Raw genomic sequence first — 15,024 nt, 5'->3', positions numbered from 1 at the left:
CGCCGACGGCGCCCGGTACGGCCCGCGCGAAGCCCTCGCCGAGCGCCTCGGCGATGGAGATGCCCGAGTAGAGCACCCAGCCGTGGCCCGAGAACGGCCCCTCCTTGGCGGGGGAGAACGGGAACAGGTCGCGGATGCCCTTGAGCGCACCCGAGATCGTGGACGTGACGGAGCCGATGGCCCCCATGATGCCGTCCTTGAGGCCGTTCAGGATGGACCTGCCCGACTCGACCAGCCAGGAACCGGCCCCCGAGAAGAAGCCGAGAATCTTGTCCTTGATGGTCGTCACCGTGTTGTAGACAGCGCTCACGCCATCCGAGGCCGCGCTCTTGATGCCGTTCCAGATGTCGCTGAAGAACGACTTGACGGAGCTCCACGCGCTGTTCCACGCCGACTGAATCGAGCTCGTGACGCTCGAGATTGTCGAGGAGACGGCGTTGATGGCGCCGGAGACCAGCGACTTGATGCCGTTCCAGATGTCGGAGGCGAGCTGCTTGATGCCGTTCCAGACCCCGCTCCAATCGCCGCTGATCGCGGCCATGACGATGTTGATGACGTCCTGGATGACGGTCATGGCGGTGCTGATGGCGGTGCTGATGAGCGGCCAGACGGCGTCGATGACCGCCTTGATCGCCGGCCAGACGGCGTTCCACACGGCCTGGATGACACCGAGCGCCAAGGTTATGGCCAGCTGGATGGCGTTCATCACCGTGGTCACCACCTGCTGGATCAGCGGCATGTTCGCGTTGATGAAGGCCAGGAGCTGCGTGATGATGGGCATGACGAAGGCCATAATCTGCGTCGCAACGTTGATGACCGTTGCCTGTATGGCGGCGATGATGGGCGCCATGCCGCCCAGAACCCCGGCCAGCTGCTGGATTATGGGGAGCAGCATCGGCCCCACCGTGGAGACGAAGTTGCCCAGCGCCTGAGCCACGGGGGCGAAGGCCGGGGCGAGCGTCCCGGTCACGAAGTCCGCGATTGACTGGAAGGCGCCGAGAATCTGCGAGGCGTCCACGCTGGGCAGCTTGATGCCGACGGAGGAAAGCGCCTGAGCGGCGATGTTCCAAGCCGCCGCAAGGGCCTCGGACACGATGGGCGCGAGGATGCCTGCAAGCCCGGAGAGGGCCGCTGGGAAGGCCGCGATGATGTTCGCGCCGATTGTCGCCACGCGCGGGGCCACGTTGGTCGCCACGGCTCCGATTGACTCCAGGAGCTGCGTGGTTACCTTCGAGAAGTCCACGTCGTCGCGGCCCAGGGCGGTGAGGAAGTTCCCCCACGCGGCCTTTGCCATGCCGATGGAGCCGGAGATGGTAGAGGCCGCCTCCTTGGCGGTGGTGCCTGCGATACCCTGCGCCTGCTGCACGCGGGCGATGGCCTCCACCACGTCGGCGTAGGAGTCGATGGTGAGGTCGGAGCCATCGCGCATCACGCCGGGGAGCTTGTTGGCGTCCGCGATGAGGCGCTGCATCTCGGACTGCGTTCCGCCGTAGCCCAACTTCAAGTTGTCCAACATGGTGTAATTCTGCTTGGCGAAACCCTGGAAGGCGTTCTGCACGTCCCACATGTTGGAGCCGAACACGTTCACGTTGTCGCTCATGGTCGTCATGGCGAGGTTGGCGTAGTCGGCCGCCTTGGACGTGTCGCCCGCGCAGGAGGCGATGAGCGACGCGGAGAAGCTCGTGGNCGCGAGCGCGCCGCGCATCGACTGCACGCGGTAGGAGACCATGCCGGCCGCGCCCGCGTCATCGTAGGGGAATGACGCGACCTCGGAGACCTTCACCCACTCCGCGCCGTCCACGCTCCGCTCGATGGCATACGAGGTGGCGGTGTTGACGTTGGTCACGTCGGCGTCCACGCGCACGGTGCCGGCAGAGACGAGCGAGGCCGCGACCGACCTCGGCGCTGCGGGTGTGTTGTACACCGTGCCCGCCGTCACGTAATCGCTGTACTTGGTGTTCGCCGCGCGGAGCCTGTAGGCGTACGAATGGTTCGCGCTCACGCCGTTGTCGATGTAGTTGGTGACGTCCCAATTCAGGGCGGCGATCTGCGAGTATCCGCCGCCATCCGTGGAGCGCTCGACGTAGACCTTGTGCCAGTGACGGCCGGAGGCGTTGTCGTAGTTGCTCCCCCACGTGACCTTCGCCTGGGTGTCCGAGACGCGGGCAACTGCGGGGTTCTTGGGCGGATAGGGCTGGTTGTACTCGCTCGCGGGAGTCCACGCCGTGGCGTAGACGGGGTTGCCCGTGTTGGTGCCGTTGCTCGACCAGCTGAGGTCTGCCGACACGTGGCAGCTGAAGCTCCTGGCGTCGTAGGACGTGCCGACGGAGTAGTAGTCGCTGAAATCGTAGCTGCCGCCCCTGGTGCCGATGCTGGCGGTGTGGCCGCGCGAGCCGTAGCCGCTCACGCCAGTCTCGACGTGGAAGCCGTTGGCGTTGTAGGAATTCCGTCCGAGCTTCACGCGGCCGTTGACGCGGAAGCCCGTCGCGGATACCTCTGTGATCCAGATGGAAAGGTCGTGATCGTAGGAGGACACTACCTCATCCCCTTCCTGGCCTTGACGCGCTCTGCGACCGCCATGAGCGCTGACGCGAGGCGCTCGTCGTCCGCGACCTGCGCGCCGTCGATGTAGAAGGTGTAGGACGGGCCTGCCGCGACTGCGCGCGGGCTGGCCGTGATGCCGGGCGCCGCCATGGACGTGACGCCCGACAGGCGGGACATTCCCGCCTCGAAGTCGCCGACGGCGCCCGGTACGGCCCGCGCGAAGCCCTCGCCGAGCGCCTCGGCGATGGAGATGCCCGAGTAGAGCACCCAGCCGTGGCCCGAGAACGGCCCCTCCTTGGCGGGGGAGAACGGGAACAGGTCGCGGATGCCCTTGAGCGCACCCGAGATCGTGGACGTGACGGAGCCGATGGCCCCCATGATGCCGTCCTTGAGGCCGTTCAGGATGGACCTGCCCGACTCGACCAGCCAGGAACCGGCCCCCGAGAAGAAGCCGAGAATCTTGTCCTTGATGGTCGTCACCGTGTTGTAGACAGCGCTCACGCCATCCGAGGCCGCGCTCTTGATGCCGTTCCAGATGTCGCTGAAGAACGACTTGACGGAGCTCCACGCGCTGTTCCACGCCGACTGAATCGAGCTCGTGACGCTCGAGATTGTCGAGGAGACGGCGTTGATGGCGCCGGAGACCAGCGACTTGATGCCGTTCCAGATGTCGGAGGCGAGCTGCTTGATGCCGTTCCAGACCCCGCTCCAATCGCCGCTGATCGCGGCCATGACGATGTTGATGACGTCCTGGATGACGGTCATGGCGGTGCTGATGGCGGTGCTGATGAGCGGCCAGACGGCGTCGATGACCGCCTTGATCGCCGGCCAGACGGCGTTCCACACGGCCTGGATGACACCGAGCGCCAAGGTTATGGCCAGCTGGATGGCGTTCATCACCGTGGTCACCACCTGCTGGATCAGCGGCATGTTCGCGTTGATGAAGGCCAGGAGCTGCGTGATGATGGGCATGACGAAGGCCATAATCTGCGTCGCAACGTTGATGACCGTTGCCTGTATGGCGGCGATGATGGGCGCCATGCCGCCCAGAACCCCGGCCAGCTGCTGGATTATGGGGAGCAGCATCGGCCCCACCGTGGAGACGAAGTTGCCCAGCGCCTGAGCCACGGGGGCGAAGGCCGGGGCGAGCGTCCCGGTCACGAAGTCCGCGATTGACTGGAAGGCGCCGAGAATCTGCGAGGCGTCCACGCTGGGCAGCTTGATGCCGACGGAGGAAAGCGCCTGAGCGGCGATGTTCCAAGCCGCCGCAAGGGCCTCGGACACGATGGGCGCGAGGATGCCTGCAAGCCCGGAGAGGGCCGCTGGGAAGGCCGCGATGATGTTCGCGCCGATTGTCGCCACGCGCGGGGCCACGTTGGTCGCCACGGCTCCGATTGACTCCAGGAGCTGCGTGGTTACCTTCGAGAAGTCCACGTCGTCGCGGCCCAGGGCGGTGAGGAAGTTCCCCCACGCGGCCTTTGCCATGCCGATGGAGCCGGAGATGGTAGAGGCCGCCTCCTTGGCGGTGGTGCCTGCGATACCCTGCGCCTGCTGCACGCGGGCGATGGCCTCCACCACGTCGGCGTAGGAGTCGATGGTGAGGTCGGAGCCATCGCGCATCACGCCGGGGAGCTTGTTGGCGTCCGCGATGAGGCGCTGCATCTCGGACTGCGTTCCGCCGTAGCCCAACTTCAAGTTGTCCAACATGGTGTAATTCTGCTTGGCGAAACCCTGGAAGGCGTTCTGCACGTCCCACATGTTGGAGCCGAACACGTTCACGTTGTCGCTCATGGTCGTCATGGCGAGGTTGGCGTAGTCGGCCGCCTTGGACGTGTCGCCCGCGCAGGAGGCGATGAGCGACGCGGAGAAGCTCGTGGCCTGCTCCATGTACTGGTTCGCGGAGAGCCCTGAGGTCCTGTAGGCCTCGGCTGCGTACTGCTGGAGCTTACCGGACGCGCTGCCGAAGAGCTTGTCGACGCCGCCAACAAGTTGCTCGTAGTCGGCATAGTTGCCCAGCACCGCGCCCGTTACAGCTGTTACCGCCGCGACCACCGCCGCAGCGCCGACACCCGCCGCCTTGGCTGCGGTTGCCAGCGCGTCGGTCACGTGGCCTGCTGCATTGGAGATTCCCTCCTTCAGCCTCGAAGCCGCCTCGGTACCGGCCTGCCCCAAGGCCGATGCCATGGGCGCGAGGGCGGCCTTGGCGGTCGATGCGATGGGCGACAGGATGGTGCCGACGGTGGAAGCCATGGACTTCAGCGGTGCGGGGATCATCGACGCCGCCGTCGTCATGACGGTGCTGCCGATGCTTCCCACATTGGAGAGGCCCGCCTTCACCGCAGACCCCACCCCGGAGAGCTTGGAGGAGATGCCCTCCTTGATTCCGGCGAAGGCGCTCTTGATGCCGTTCGATGCGCTGGTGGCGTAGCCCGTCAGGGTCTGCCACGCTCCGCTCTGCGTTATCGCGGCCTTGAGCCTCGCCCCCGACTCCTCGAAGGCGAGGCCCATGTAGCCCGCTTGGTCTTTGGCCGTTGCCGCGAGGTTGGAGAGGGAGCTCTTCGACTTGGAGGTACCCTTCTCGGTGCCGTTGGACAGGCCGTCGCCGAAGGTCTTGCCGGCGGAGCTGCCCGCGCTGCCGAAGTCCTTGCATATCGCCTTCGCGAAGCCGTCCATGGACGGCATGATCGCCACGTATGCGGTTCCGACGTTAGCCATCTACCATGCCCTCCAATCCCAAGAGCCTCGTGATCTCTTCCTTGTCGCGCAGGGCGTTGTCCCTGTGCGCCCTCGCCTCCGCCAGCTCCCCGGGCATCTTCACCGGCTCGGGCGGCTTGGGAGGCCTCTTCTTGGTGTCTGCCATGCCCCAGACGAGCCCCGCCAGCTCGTTCTCGATCAATCGGAGCAGGTACGCCTCCACGCCCCACTCAAGCTCTGGACACTGCCTGCGGGCAGTCCTCGAATCGGCGGGGAGGTGCTTCCAGAGCAGTGCCATGCGCCTACAGTCCTGCGGCCCGCCCTCCAACGGGAGGGCGATGCCGTAGAACTGCTGGAAATCCGCTATTACTTCGCCTCTGTGGGCTTCGAGGTCTGAGGCGAAGCCGACGAGTTTTTTGCGTCCTCGCCAACCGCGTCGAGCGCAGCGGCCAGAAGGTCGTTCAGGCGGTCGACGCTGCCGCCAAGGCGCTCGATGTACTCCTCGTCGTTGCCCATGAACACGCGCTCCATCACGTCGAACGAGAGGGAGAAGTCCTCATCGGCGCGTGCCAGCTGCTTGGCGGTCTTGTAGCTCTTCAGCTCGTCCGCGTCGCAGACGAACTCGCCATCCACGCCGTCAACGGTGAAAGTGATCTCCTTCATGTCCCCTCCTAGGCGGCGTTGGTCTCGGTGGACTGGATGTAGTCGTAGCAGGTGTTGCCGCTCTCGTCGGTCAGGTACTTGGCCGTGAGGGCGCGGGCCGCGAGCTCGCCGACCGCGAGCGTCAAATCGTCCAGCTCCGAGCACTGGAACAGCGGCACGACCTTGCGCCACTTGCGGTTGTTCTTCAGGAGCAGGTCGAGGACGACGACCCACGTGCCGTTCGAGTTGCCGTTGTGCTTCACCGTAATGACGCCCGCCTTGTCGGTCACGTTCTCGTCGCCGTACATGAGCTTGAGCGTCATGGCCTTGATCTCGGCGAGGGTCAGCTGAGCCGACTCCACGCGGGAGGTCTGCGGGCTGTCCATCAGGTCGCCGTTCATATCGACGAGGTCCTCGGAATCGCTGTCGACCGTCTCGACGTAGCCGTCCTCGCTGATGAAGCCGAGGCACTTGTAGGCGCTTGCCAGCGCGGTGCTGTAGTCCGTCGGGAGGGCAGTGCCCACCGGGGCGACGAAGATGTAGCCGCCGCGCACGCCCTTCGTGCTGGAAACGTTGTCGGTGGAGTTAGCTGTGTACTCCTTGTTGGTTCCGGCCATTTCTGTTCTCCTTACTCGCAGATCGTAAGCTCTGCGTTCGTCTGGTATCTCTCCTGCCGCGAATCCGGGTCTGGCCATCGGTAGGTGCCGTCCGGGACGGCCTTGAAGACGTTCGGTTCCTCGGTCAGCCCGTAGATGGCGACCTCCACCAGTCCCGCGATCTCCGCCGCCCGCCTGCGGGTCTTGGCCCACGACTGAACGGCGAGTGAGCAGGTCTTCGGGTAGAGGCCGGTGCCGGTGCCCGTAAGCTCCACGGAGAGGAACTCCTCCGGGCGCTCCTCGGGCACTTCGAGCACGGCCCTGATTCCGGTGGCATCCATAAGGCGCTTGGCCACCACGCGCTCAACGTCAATCATTGCTTCCTCGAATCGAGCGCCGACTTGAGGCGGTTGTGGATAAGCTCGCTGCTGTAGGCGTGCGGGGTGCCCGTGGCCACGCCGCAGTAGTTCGCACGCTTGCCGCGAGACTTGAAGACGCGGTAGCCGGTGCCGAGCTCGCCGGTGCCCTTGGTGAAGGTCGCGTTGCATTCGGCGGCGATGGCCCTAGCCGGTGCCTCGCACAGCGCCTGGACCGCGCCGCTGTCCATGATCTCGACGTATGCGGCCTTGTTGGACTTGTAGCCCTTCAGCCTCACGCTGCACTTAGCCATCGGTGCGGGTCACCTCCACGGTTAGATTCCATGTGCCCGGCGTGTTCGCCTCGGTGTAGCGCTGCGGGTCTCCCACCACGCGGAAGCGCTCCCCGCGCACCTCCACCGCGCAGCCCTTCAGCTCGCCGGCGTAGGTCTTCGGGAAGCACAGCGTGTAGGCGACCGTTACGCCTTCCGGGCGCGATGCGTCCAGGTCTGCGGTCGCGCCGGGGGCGACGACCACGCTCTCGACCTCTTCGCGGGCGTCCTCCCCGTAGGTCGGCTCGCCCAGCTCGTCCAGAACCCGCCCCGTGCGTATCACGGTCACGGTTTCGCCCTGAATCAGGTTCATTCCGTCACCTCGCTGCGCTCGATTGGGGTGAGGACGCGCATGCGCTGCACGTCAAGGCCGAGGCGCTTCAGGTCCGACTTGCCGAGGTACATCTCGCCGAGCGCCGAGCCGTAAGTGACCGATGCGGTGTAGCCGCCGGCCCCCTGGCTGTACTGGGTGGCCCCGAGCATCGCGGCCGGCGCGGAAAGCACGCGGTTCACCACCATGCAGCACACGGCAGCTGCCGCGCGGTCGAACGCCGCGTGCGCGCCCTCTGTGTAGTCTTCGCCCCAGAAGCCCTCGTAGGCGGAGAGCAGCAGGGCGCTGGCGTCCTTGAGGAGCGCCGTCACGCGCCCGGCGTCGCTTGGCTCTCCGTATCTCGCCGTGTAGTCCTCGACGGATGCCAGCGCCTCCATGGCTACTGCGCCTCCATGATCCCGGCGTCGACGAGGGCCTGCACGACCTTCGCGACTGTCGGGCTGGCGCCGGGGTTGGCGACCTTCTTGGGCAGCACGAGCGCCTCCCCCTCGGGAGACACGAGCGCCACGTGCTGGGGGAGGATGCTGGACGCCTTGTCCGCGTCCTCCACGATGAACTTCTGTACCAGTTGTGCCATCTCGGTACCCCCTAGGCGCTCTTGAGGACGGCGAAGGCCTTCGGGTCGAGTACCGCGTATGCCAGGACGGCCTCGGTGCGGTAGGCGATCTGGTTGTAGCCCTTCAGGTCCTGGCCGGTGTTGTCGGGATCGCCGTACTCGATGACCTCGGCGGTGGCGTCGCGGACCATGCCCCACTTGATGGCGGAGAAGTCTCCCATGATGGCGGATACCTTGGTCGGGGTCTTGGCGAGTCGGCCGTTGACTGTGCCGGAGACGGCGGCGGGGATGCCGTCGAGGTTGCCCACGGAGAGGGACAGCGGCACCTCGGGGTAGAGGCGCTGGCCGGTCGCGGGGACGCGCAGCTTGCGCAGCTCGGAGGCGAACTGGCGGCTCATGGCGATGCCGTTGATGCCGTAGTCGAGCAGCGCGTCGGAGAGGGAGTCGATGTCGTCGACAGGGGAGTCGGTCTTGGTGACGATGTTGACGCCGGCGGCCGCGGTGAGGGCGGTGTAGCCGTCGAGGGCGAGGCCCGTCTTGGGGTTGATGGCGTGGTAGAGGATGTAATCGAGCGCGCGGCCCGCGGCGGCGGTCTGGTCGGCGATGATGTTGGAGATGATCTCCAGCTGGTTGTCCTCGTCGGCCCACTTCAGCTCGTCGGAGACGCGCGTGGTCGTGACGATCTTGGCGCGCTTGGCGACCACGGGCGCGATGGAGATCTCGGAGCCGGACTTCCTGCCGCCCTCCACGACGACCTCGGCCTCGGCGGTCGGGTTGAACACGAGGTAGGTCGTGTCGGCGAGCTTCTGCGGCTTGTTGGGGCTCAGCGTGGCGATGGTGGAGGTGTCTTTCACCTTGCCGATGATGGTGGAGACCACGCTGGACGGCAGCTTGATTTTCTTGGTGTCGTTTGCAGCCATTTCTATGCCTTTCTTTGGTGGTGTGGCTTACTTCAGGAGGTGCTTGGCGAAGTCTCGCAGCGCCTCGTCGCCGCCGTTGCCGCCCCTGTCGAAGCTGCCGGGCTTCTCCACGCGCGGCGCGGGCTTCTTCTTGAACGCGGCGAGCATCTTGTCGGCCCATTCGGCCATGCTCTCCTCGTCGTCGCCGACGATCAGGTCGGCGGGCACGCCCTTCTCTTGCGCGACCTTGGCTGCGGCCTTCGCGCGCCGCTCGGCCTTCTCCTTGGCGTCGAGTCGCTTCTCTAGCTCCGCGATCTTCTCGTCGGCGCTCTTCTTCGCCTCGTTCGCCTCGTCCAGAGCCGATGCTGCGCCCTTGTTGGCCTTGGCCTGCTTCTCCCACTTACGCGAGTTCGCCTTCGCCGCCTCGTAAAGCGCCTTGTAGTCGGGCTCCGTGACGCTGGTCGGCTCCTGGCCCGGCTCCGTTCCTTGTGCGGGTTCCGTTGCGCTCTGGTCTGCCATGTCGCGTCCTTTCCCGGACCGTGCGGCCCGTCGGGCAGGCCGTGCGGCCAAGCCCCTTAGATGTGCGTTTTGGGCCGTGCGGCCCTGTCGCATGGCAGTGTCCTATGCGCGTGAGATTTCGGGTTTTCGGCATGAAAAAAGCCGCCCTTTCGGGCGGCTCGGAAACCGTTCTATGGAATGCCTCTAGCGGGCCGCTTCGAGCACTGCGTATGCGTCCTCGTACTTGCCCTGCCTCAGCTTGTCGGCGAAGGTGATGCGCCCGTGGATGCGGCTCAAGTCCATGTTGTCGCGCAGGTCGGCCATCTTCACCGCGCGGGCGTCCGGGTCTTCGGCGATCTCGCGGATGTACGCCATGTACTCGTCGTACCTGAGGCCCCTGCCGTGGGTCAGCGCCTTGACGACTCTCACGACCTCGGAACCCACCCCGGCGGCGAGCAGGTCCGCCTCCGTCGCGTCGGTGTCCTCCAAAACGTCGTGCAGGAGCGCCGCGCACCTCCGAAGCTCGGTGTCGCAGCGCAGGGCAACCCTCATGGGGTGCTCGATGTAGGGCGCTCCGCCCTTGTCCACCTGCCCCGCGTGCGCCTCACTTGCCAACGACAGGCACAGTTCGATTCTCGATTGCATCCATGGCCTCCGATTCGGGCACCTCGTCCCACCAGCCGTCGCCGAGCTTGACTTTCCCCACCAGCTCAACGTCGTAGACCCAATCCTCGGCAATCCAGTCCCACCGGTACATCAGGTGTCGCTCGTCCTCGCGGGCGACTGCCAGCCTGCTCTCTTCAAGGTAATACCTCATAGCCTGACCTTCTCGATGCCGGGAGGGGTGGCGATGCCGCTTGCGTTGCTGGCCATCGTATCGGCCAGCTCGTCAAATCGCGCCTTACCATCCTCCGTGGACGTGTCGAGGACGCGCTGCTCCTCGTAGAGCCGGTGGTTCATTTCCTTTACCTCAAGACTCTCGGCTGTATGGAACTGAAGCTCGAACTCGTAACCGTCCGGGGTCTTTACCTTGGTGTTGACGCCCCGGTAGGGCGCGGTCGCGTCGCCGAGGCTGTTCTTCACCTTGACCCAATCATACCCCAAGTCCTCCAGCTGCTCCCGGATCTCAAAGAAATCCGATGCCAGCGTGTCTGTGTCGCACTGGTAGGTGTAGCGCAACACGTCCGTGATGGCGTCCGCTGCCTCGGAAAGCCTCAAGCCCTTGTCCGCCGAATCGCTCAGAATCTTGCGTGCAAGGGAGCCCTCACCCTTGAGCCGGAAGTTCAGCCCTTCGAGGTGCCGCGTGTCGGATTCGAGCGATTGCAGGGCCTTGGTTACGTCCGTCTCCTGCCTGACCGCCTTGGCGATGGAACGCGCCGCAATCTCCGTGGCGCTCTGCTGCCGCGCAGCCTCCTTCGCCGCCTCTATCGCCTTGGCCGTGGGCGCTGCCACCGAGAGCGCCTGCTTCGCCGCCTTACGCGCCTCCTCGGTCAAGCCCATGCCGTCGAGGTCTTGGTACGCGCCCCACCTCGCAAGCCACTCGTCGGGGTCGTACCCCTCGACCTCCATGCCGTCGAAACCGGGAATGACCTTGCAGCGGCAGTTCTCGTGGTAGTGGTTCCCCTCGCCCGCCATCTTTGCTGATTTGTAATAGAACCCATTGGAGGCGAGCATCGCGCAGAAAGTGCAGGTCTCGCCGCCCATGGGCACGCGGGCGTATCGCAGCCCGTCGCGCTTCGCGTTGATTCTCATGGTCTGGTTGGCACGGCGCTGGACCTGGTCCTTCGCCTTCTTGCCGCACGCCTCGGCGAAGCCCTCCGAGTCCCCGGCGAGCCACTTGCGCAGCTGGTAGCGCACCTCCCGCTCGACGTATCCGGACACGTCGGACGTGTCGATGAGGGCGCTTTTGACCCTTCTCCCAGCCGCCTCGGCCATGCCCTCGTAGAGTTCTGCGGCGATGCCCGATGCGCCGTCCCCGTAGGCCGACACCGCCGCGTCCACGGCCCCTATGGCGAACTCGCGCACCTGCTCCGCCGTGGCCTTGGGGAACTCGGCGAGGAAGGCCGACACGCGCCCGGATGCGTAGTCGTAGGCCGCGCCCTCCAAGGTCGCGAGGCGGCTGTCGTAGCTGCTAAGAAGCTTGCGCGTCAGCGTCGCCATCAGAGGCCCCCATCATCTGCTCCACCATCTGCCGCGCCTCGGAGCGCCGCGCGTCGCTGTTGATGCGCTGCATCTGCTCGTCGGTGTAGCCCAGCATCTCCAAGGCAACGTCCGAGGCGGCAATCTTCGGGAAAGCCTGCGCCTGCTTGAGCATCGCGTCGCTCTGGGACACGACGGAGGGGTAGGCGGGGGACATGAAGCGCGCGTTCACGTTGTTCCCGGCGTCGCGCTCCGTGGCGAAGTCGGTGCCGTGGAGCACCGCGAGCGCCATGTATGCGACGTTTCGCAGGGCGTGCCCGTTCTCCGCGTTGAGGTTCTTCGCGTCAATCACAAGCGGTTCCAGGCTCGCCGCGATGGCGTCGCTAGAGGAGGGGTTGTCGTTCGAAACGCCGAAGAACGAAACCGGCACGTCGGTAACGCTGCTCATCTGGCACGCGAGCGCCCTGAAGTACTCCGTGAGCGGTGCCATCTGCAGCTGCGATGACTGCCAGACGGTCGGCGCGTCGCCGTCGGCGTCCTTCGTCACCTCGTTGATGGCGCCCATGGAGGCGCTGTACCTGTTGCCGTCGTTGGTGACGCGCTTGTCGGTGCCGAGGAGCCACATCTGCGGGAGCGTGGCGGATTCAGCCGCCACCTCCATTCGGGCGCGCTGGCGGATGGCGTCGTCGGTGATGCTCATCACGGCTCGGGTGATCCTCGACGTGCCGAACGGCCTTTCGAGCGTCGCGCCGTGGGCCATGGGCTCCATGAGGCATCTGCCCATGGAGTGCTCGCGGTACTCCGCATGCCACGAGCTGCCCTCCCGAGTGAGGGCCACGAGGCTGCCTGCGGTGAGCAGGTGCACCACGGTCGGCACCCTCTCGGTGTCTCCCGGCATCTTCTTCGACTCGGCGACCACCAGCCCGGCCTCGATCTCCTTGCGGGCGTCGTCCCACAGCGCCGCCGCCGCTGTGGCGGGATACGCCGAGATGACCGGATAGCCGCCGCCGTCGTCGGTGACGGTCCAGAAGCCGCAGCAGTGCTTCAGCTCGCATATGAGGTTCTTGCGGTAGAGCAGGTCGAGGCTGTTAGCCGTGTAGATGCCACGAAGCTCCTCCGTGACCGCCTCGTCATCGCTCGTGAAGCCGTTGAGCACGCTGCGGTCGGCCAAAGCGTGGACGGCCTTGCGAGGCCAATCGATGCGCGGGTCGATCTTCTGCGCGAGGCTTTGTGGCATGGCGATTCCCAAGTCCCGCACCCGGATGTGGCCGAGGTAGTACTTCTCCCTAAGCAAATTACGCTCGGTCTTCTGCCGCCACACCTTCATGAGCTTCACCGCCGTGTCGCGGTCCTCGTCGGCGAGGCCGTCCGCTCGTGAAATGCCCTCGACGATTTCCATCTCGATTTTCTCCATCTAGAAGTTCGCCTCCTGTTGCCGTCTTGGTTCTCGCTTGGTCGTGCGGCCCGCGTACAGCGCACCCGCCGCAGATTCAACCGGTATTGACATGCAGCCGTCACCATCGCCGAAGCCCCAACCGCCGTTGCCGCCGATATCGCGCTTCACGCTTCCAGTGGCGCTCGCGTCAAGTGCCGGTGACTCGATATGCGTCAACGTCCCCGCTTCAAGTTCGTCCTTGAACATCGCGGATGCGGCCTGCATGGTGGCCGGGGTGCCCGCCATGATCGCCCTGGCGGGGAAGTGCCCATCTTTGAGCCTCTGCACGAGCGTCTCCGTCTTGCCCTTGCCGTCGATGAACACGGCGGCGATCTCGTCGGCGTTGCGAATCAGCATGTTCGCTATCGGCCCGGTACTGGCGTCGGTGATGTCGTACAGCTCCACGTATGAGCCGCCGTTGCGCTCCGTCAGTGCCCACGAGATGGCGGCCTTCTCCCCATCTGGGTCGAACTTCACGCCGAAGCTGAGCTTTCCGCCCTCCATGGGTTCCTCGCGCAGCGCCTTCGCCCAATCGTCCGGGTTCAATGCCAGCTTCGCGCCTGCGGTGGGTGCCCAGTAGCTCAGGCGCTCCCTTGCGAAGACCTCGGGCTGCATCTGGTTGCACTCGGATTCCACGGCCTTCACGCTGAGGACGGTGCCAAGGCTGGGGTTGTACTCGTACCAGCGGGCGCGGTCGTGCTTGTCACCCACTTCGGTAGCGCCCCACTCGACCCACGCCATGAGCGAATCGCCCTTGCGAATGTCGGTGCGGAGGCTCCTGAACACGGTGCCGGTGCATTTCGTGTCAGGCGGGGTGCCAAGGTAGATGGTCTGCGGGTTGTGCTTCGGCCCCGCGCTGATCGACGGCAATAGAGCTGCCTGCTGCGAGTCGGTGAGCTCCTGCGCCTCGTCGAGGATGAGCACGTCGAACGACTTTCCGCGCCCGCCGGAGTCGGTGCGGGTGGTGAAGCGGATGAGTCCGCCGTTCTTCAGCACGATCGCCTGCTTGCCGTTGGTCTTGCGGACGTGCTTCAGCAGGTCGTGCAGTTCGTCGTTCTCCTCGTCCTCGAAGATGGCGGAGAGCTCCTGGAACATCTCGTCCGAGGTGTCCCCGTGGTGGCACGTGTATAGGATTTTCTCGCCGTTCAGCGCGCCGTAGAGGCAGCGGGCGCGCACGATGAAGCTCTTGCCGTTCTGGCGGGGGATGGAGATTCCCACCTCGGGCGCAGCGAACTTGTCGTGGCTGTCGCGGGCGAGCATCACATCCAGCAGGTGCGGTTGCCAGGGCATAGGCTCGCCGAAGTAAAGGGCGGCAAGCTCAGCGGCCATCGCGCCGTCACCGGTCAAGTCCTCCGGGATGTTCGCCTCGTATGTTGGCGTCTGGTTCGGCTCCACTAGGCATCAGCCGCCTTGCGCTCCTTCTCGGCGCGGTCGCTGAACATCAGCGCCAGGAACTCCGCCTTCGCGCCGTCGCGCTTGGGTCTGGACTCCGCGCCCATGCGGCTCCTGGCCGCAGGGGTCAGTCCGAGGGCGTCCGAGAGGGCGCGAATCTCGGCCGTGGCCTCCTTCAGCACCGCGAGGGCGGGGGACTTGCGCACCATGAACGGCGCCTTCCCGCTCGCGTCGGTGAAGGGCTTCAGGGCGATGGGGTCGAATATCGCCATCTTCCCGTTGTGGGTCATCTGCCGCTGGGCCTCCATGGCCACGGCGTGCCAGAAGCACAGCAGCCGCAGGGCGGGCACGTCCTGCTCCGTGAATCGGCTGTCATCGGCCACCAGCTCGGACCATATCGCGGCCTGGGCTGCGTCCTGCGCTATGTCCTGCGGAATCTCTACCATGCTTCCTCCTTCAGGAGGGATGGTAGGCGGGGCGTGAGATACCCCCCCTGTTGCTGGAAACCCTCGGGGGGATATCGGCATATCGCCGCGGGGTGCTGAGCGGCCCCTGGGGAGGGGTAACGCCCCCCGTCAATCCAGAAGCGCCGCCAAACGCCACAGAATCG

The 15,024-nt window shown here is 65.6% G+C and carries 17 protein-coding genes; all 17 read right to left on the bottom strand.

Annotation, left to right across the window (positions count from 1 at the left end; translation table 11 throughout):
- Nucleotides 1-2,535: 2,535 nt before the first annotated feature.
- Nucleotides 2,536-5,259, bottom strand: a complete 2,724-nt coding sequence (locus tag BQ9843_RS08545; protein ID WP_075844688.1) for a phage tail protein — start codon at nucleotides 5,257-5,259, stop codon at nucleotides 2,536-2,538.
- Nucleotides 5,252-5,536: a hypothetical protein gene (locus BQ9843_RS08540; protein WP_075844687.1), complete on the bottom strand. Its 285-nt coding sequence runs from the start codon at nucleotides 5,534-5,536 to the stop codon at nucleotides 5,252-5,254. Before BQ9843_RS08540 ends, BQ9843_RS08545 begins: the two co-directional genes overlap by 8 nt.
- A gap of 68 nt (nucleotides 5,537-5,604) precedes the next feature.
- Nucleotides 5,605-5,901 carry a hypothetical protein gene (locus BQ9843_RS08535; protein WP_075844686.1) on the bottom strand — a complete coding sequence of 99 codons (297 nt, stop codon included), beginning with the start codon at nucleotides 5,899-5,901 and terminating at the stop codon, nucleotides 5,605-5,607.
- 8 nt (nucleotides 5,902-5,909) lie between these two features.
- Nucleotides 5,910-6,497, bottom strand: a complete 588-nt coding sequence (locus BQ9843_RS08530; protein WP_075844685.1) for a phage tail tube protein — start codon at nucleotides 6,495-6,497, stop codon at nucleotides 5,910-5,912.
- An 11-nt stretch (nucleotides 6,498-6,508) separates the two neighbouring features.
- On the bottom strand, nucleotides 6,509-6,853 hold the full coding sequence (locus BQ9843_RS08525) for a hypothetical protein (RefSeq protein WP_075844684.1): 345 nt from the start codon (nucleotides 6,851-6,853) through the stop codon (nucleotides 6,509-6,511).
- The gene (locus BQ9843_RS08520; RefSeq protein ID WP_075844683.1) at nucleotides 6,850-7,146 is read right to left on the bottom strand and encodes a hypothetical protein; all 297 of its coding nucleotides are present in this window, start codon (nucleotides 7,144-7,146) and stop codon (nucleotides 6,850-6,852) included. Before BQ9843_RS08520 ends, BQ9843_RS08525 begins: the two co-directional genes overlap by 4 nt.
- On the bottom strand, nucleotides 7,139-7,477 hold the full coding sequence (locus BQ9843_RS08515; protein ID WP_230205648.1) for a hypothetical protein: 339 nt from the start codon (nucleotides 7,475-7,477) through the stop codon (nucleotides 7,139-7,141). The genes BQ9843_RS08520 and BQ9843_RS08515 overlap by 8 nt, the downstream gene beginning before the upstream one ends.
- Complete coding sequence (locus BQ9843_RS08510) at nucleotides 7,474-7,872, bottom strand: Gp19/Gp15/Gp42 family protein (protein WP_075844682.1); 399 nt, start codon at nucleotides 7,870-7,872, stop codon at nucleotides 7,474-7,476. The genes BQ9843_RS08515 and BQ9843_RS08510 overlap by 4 nt, the downstream gene beginning before the upstream one ends.
- A gap of 2 nt (nucleotides 7,873-7,874) precedes the next feature.
- The gene (locus tag BQ9843_RS08505; RefSeq protein ID WP_075844681.1) at nucleotides 7,875-8,072 is read right to left on the bottom strand and encodes a hypothetical protein; all 198 of its coding nucleotides are present in this window, start codon (nucleotides 8,070-8,072) and stop codon (nucleotides 7,875-7,877) included.
- An 11-nt stretch (nucleotides 8,073-8,083) separates the two neighbouring features.
- Nucleotides 8,084-8,971, bottom strand: coding sequence for a phage major capsid protein (locus BQ9843_RS08500; RefSeq protein WP_075844680.1), 888 nt, complete (start codon nucleotides 8,969-8,971; stop codon nucleotides 8,084-8,086).
- Nucleotides 8,972-8,998: 27 nt separating this feature from the next.
- Nucleotides 8,999-9,469 carry a capsid assembly scaffolding protein Gp46 family protein gene (locus tag BQ9843_RS08495; RefSeq protein WP_075844679.1) on the bottom strand — a complete coding sequence of 157 codons (471 nt, stop codon included), beginning with the start codon at nucleotides 9,467-9,469 and terminating at the stop codon, nucleotides 8,999-9,001.
- 183 nt (nucleotides 9,470-9,652) lie between these two features.
- Complete coding sequence (locus BQ9843_RS08490; RefSeq protein WP_230205647.1) at nucleotides 9,653-10,036, bottom strand: HD domain-containing protein; 384 nt, start codon at nucleotides 10,034-10,036, stop codon at nucleotides 9,653-9,655.
- A gap of 16 nt (nucleotides 10,037-10,052) precedes the next feature.
- Nucleotides 10,053-10,265, bottom strand: coding sequence for a hypothetical protein (locus BQ9843_RS08485; RefSeq protein WP_075844677.1), 213 nt, complete (start codon nucleotides 10,263-10,265; stop codon nucleotides 10,053-10,055).
- The gene (locus tag BQ9843_RS08480) at nucleotides 10,262-11,608 is read right to left on the bottom strand and encodes a VG15 protein (protein ID WP_075844676.1); all 1,347 of its coding nucleotides are present in this window, start codon (nucleotides 11,606-11,608) and stop codon (nucleotides 10,262-10,264) included. The genes BQ9843_RS08485 and BQ9843_RS08480 overlap by 4 nt, the downstream gene beginning before the upstream one ends.
- Complete coding sequence (locus tag BQ9843_RS08475; protein ID WP_083648038.1) at nucleotides 11,580-13,001, bottom strand: phage portal protein; 1,422 nt, start codon at nucleotides 12,999-13,001, stop codon at nucleotides 11,580-11,582. Before BQ9843_RS08475 ends, BQ9843_RS08480 begins: the two co-directional genes overlap by 29 nt.
- Nucleotides 13,002-14,417, bottom strand: coding sequence for a terminase large subunit domain-containing protein (locus tag BQ9843_RS08470; RefSeq protein ID WP_075844675.1), 1,416 nt, complete (start codon nucleotides 14,415-14,417; stop codon nucleotides 13,002-13,004).
- A complete protein-coding gene (locus BQ9843_RS08465) occupies nucleotides 14,417-14,860 on the bottom strand; it encodes a P27 family phage terminase small subunit (protein WP_075844674.1) in 444 nt (147 codons plus the stop codon). Before BQ9843_RS08465 ends, BQ9843_RS08470 begins: the two co-directional genes overlap by 1 nt.
- Between the last annotated feature and the right edge of the window lie 164 nt (nucleotides 14,861-15,024).

Source organism: Collinsella bouchesdurhonensis, from assembly GCF_900155365.1.
Lineage (GTDB): Bacteria > Actinomycetota > Coriobacteriia > Coriobacteriales > Coriobacteriaceae > Collinsella > Collinsella bouchesdurhonensis.
The sequence above is the reverse complement of the archived record's forward strand: the minus strand, read 5'-3'. Positions and strand labels throughout refer to the sequence as shown.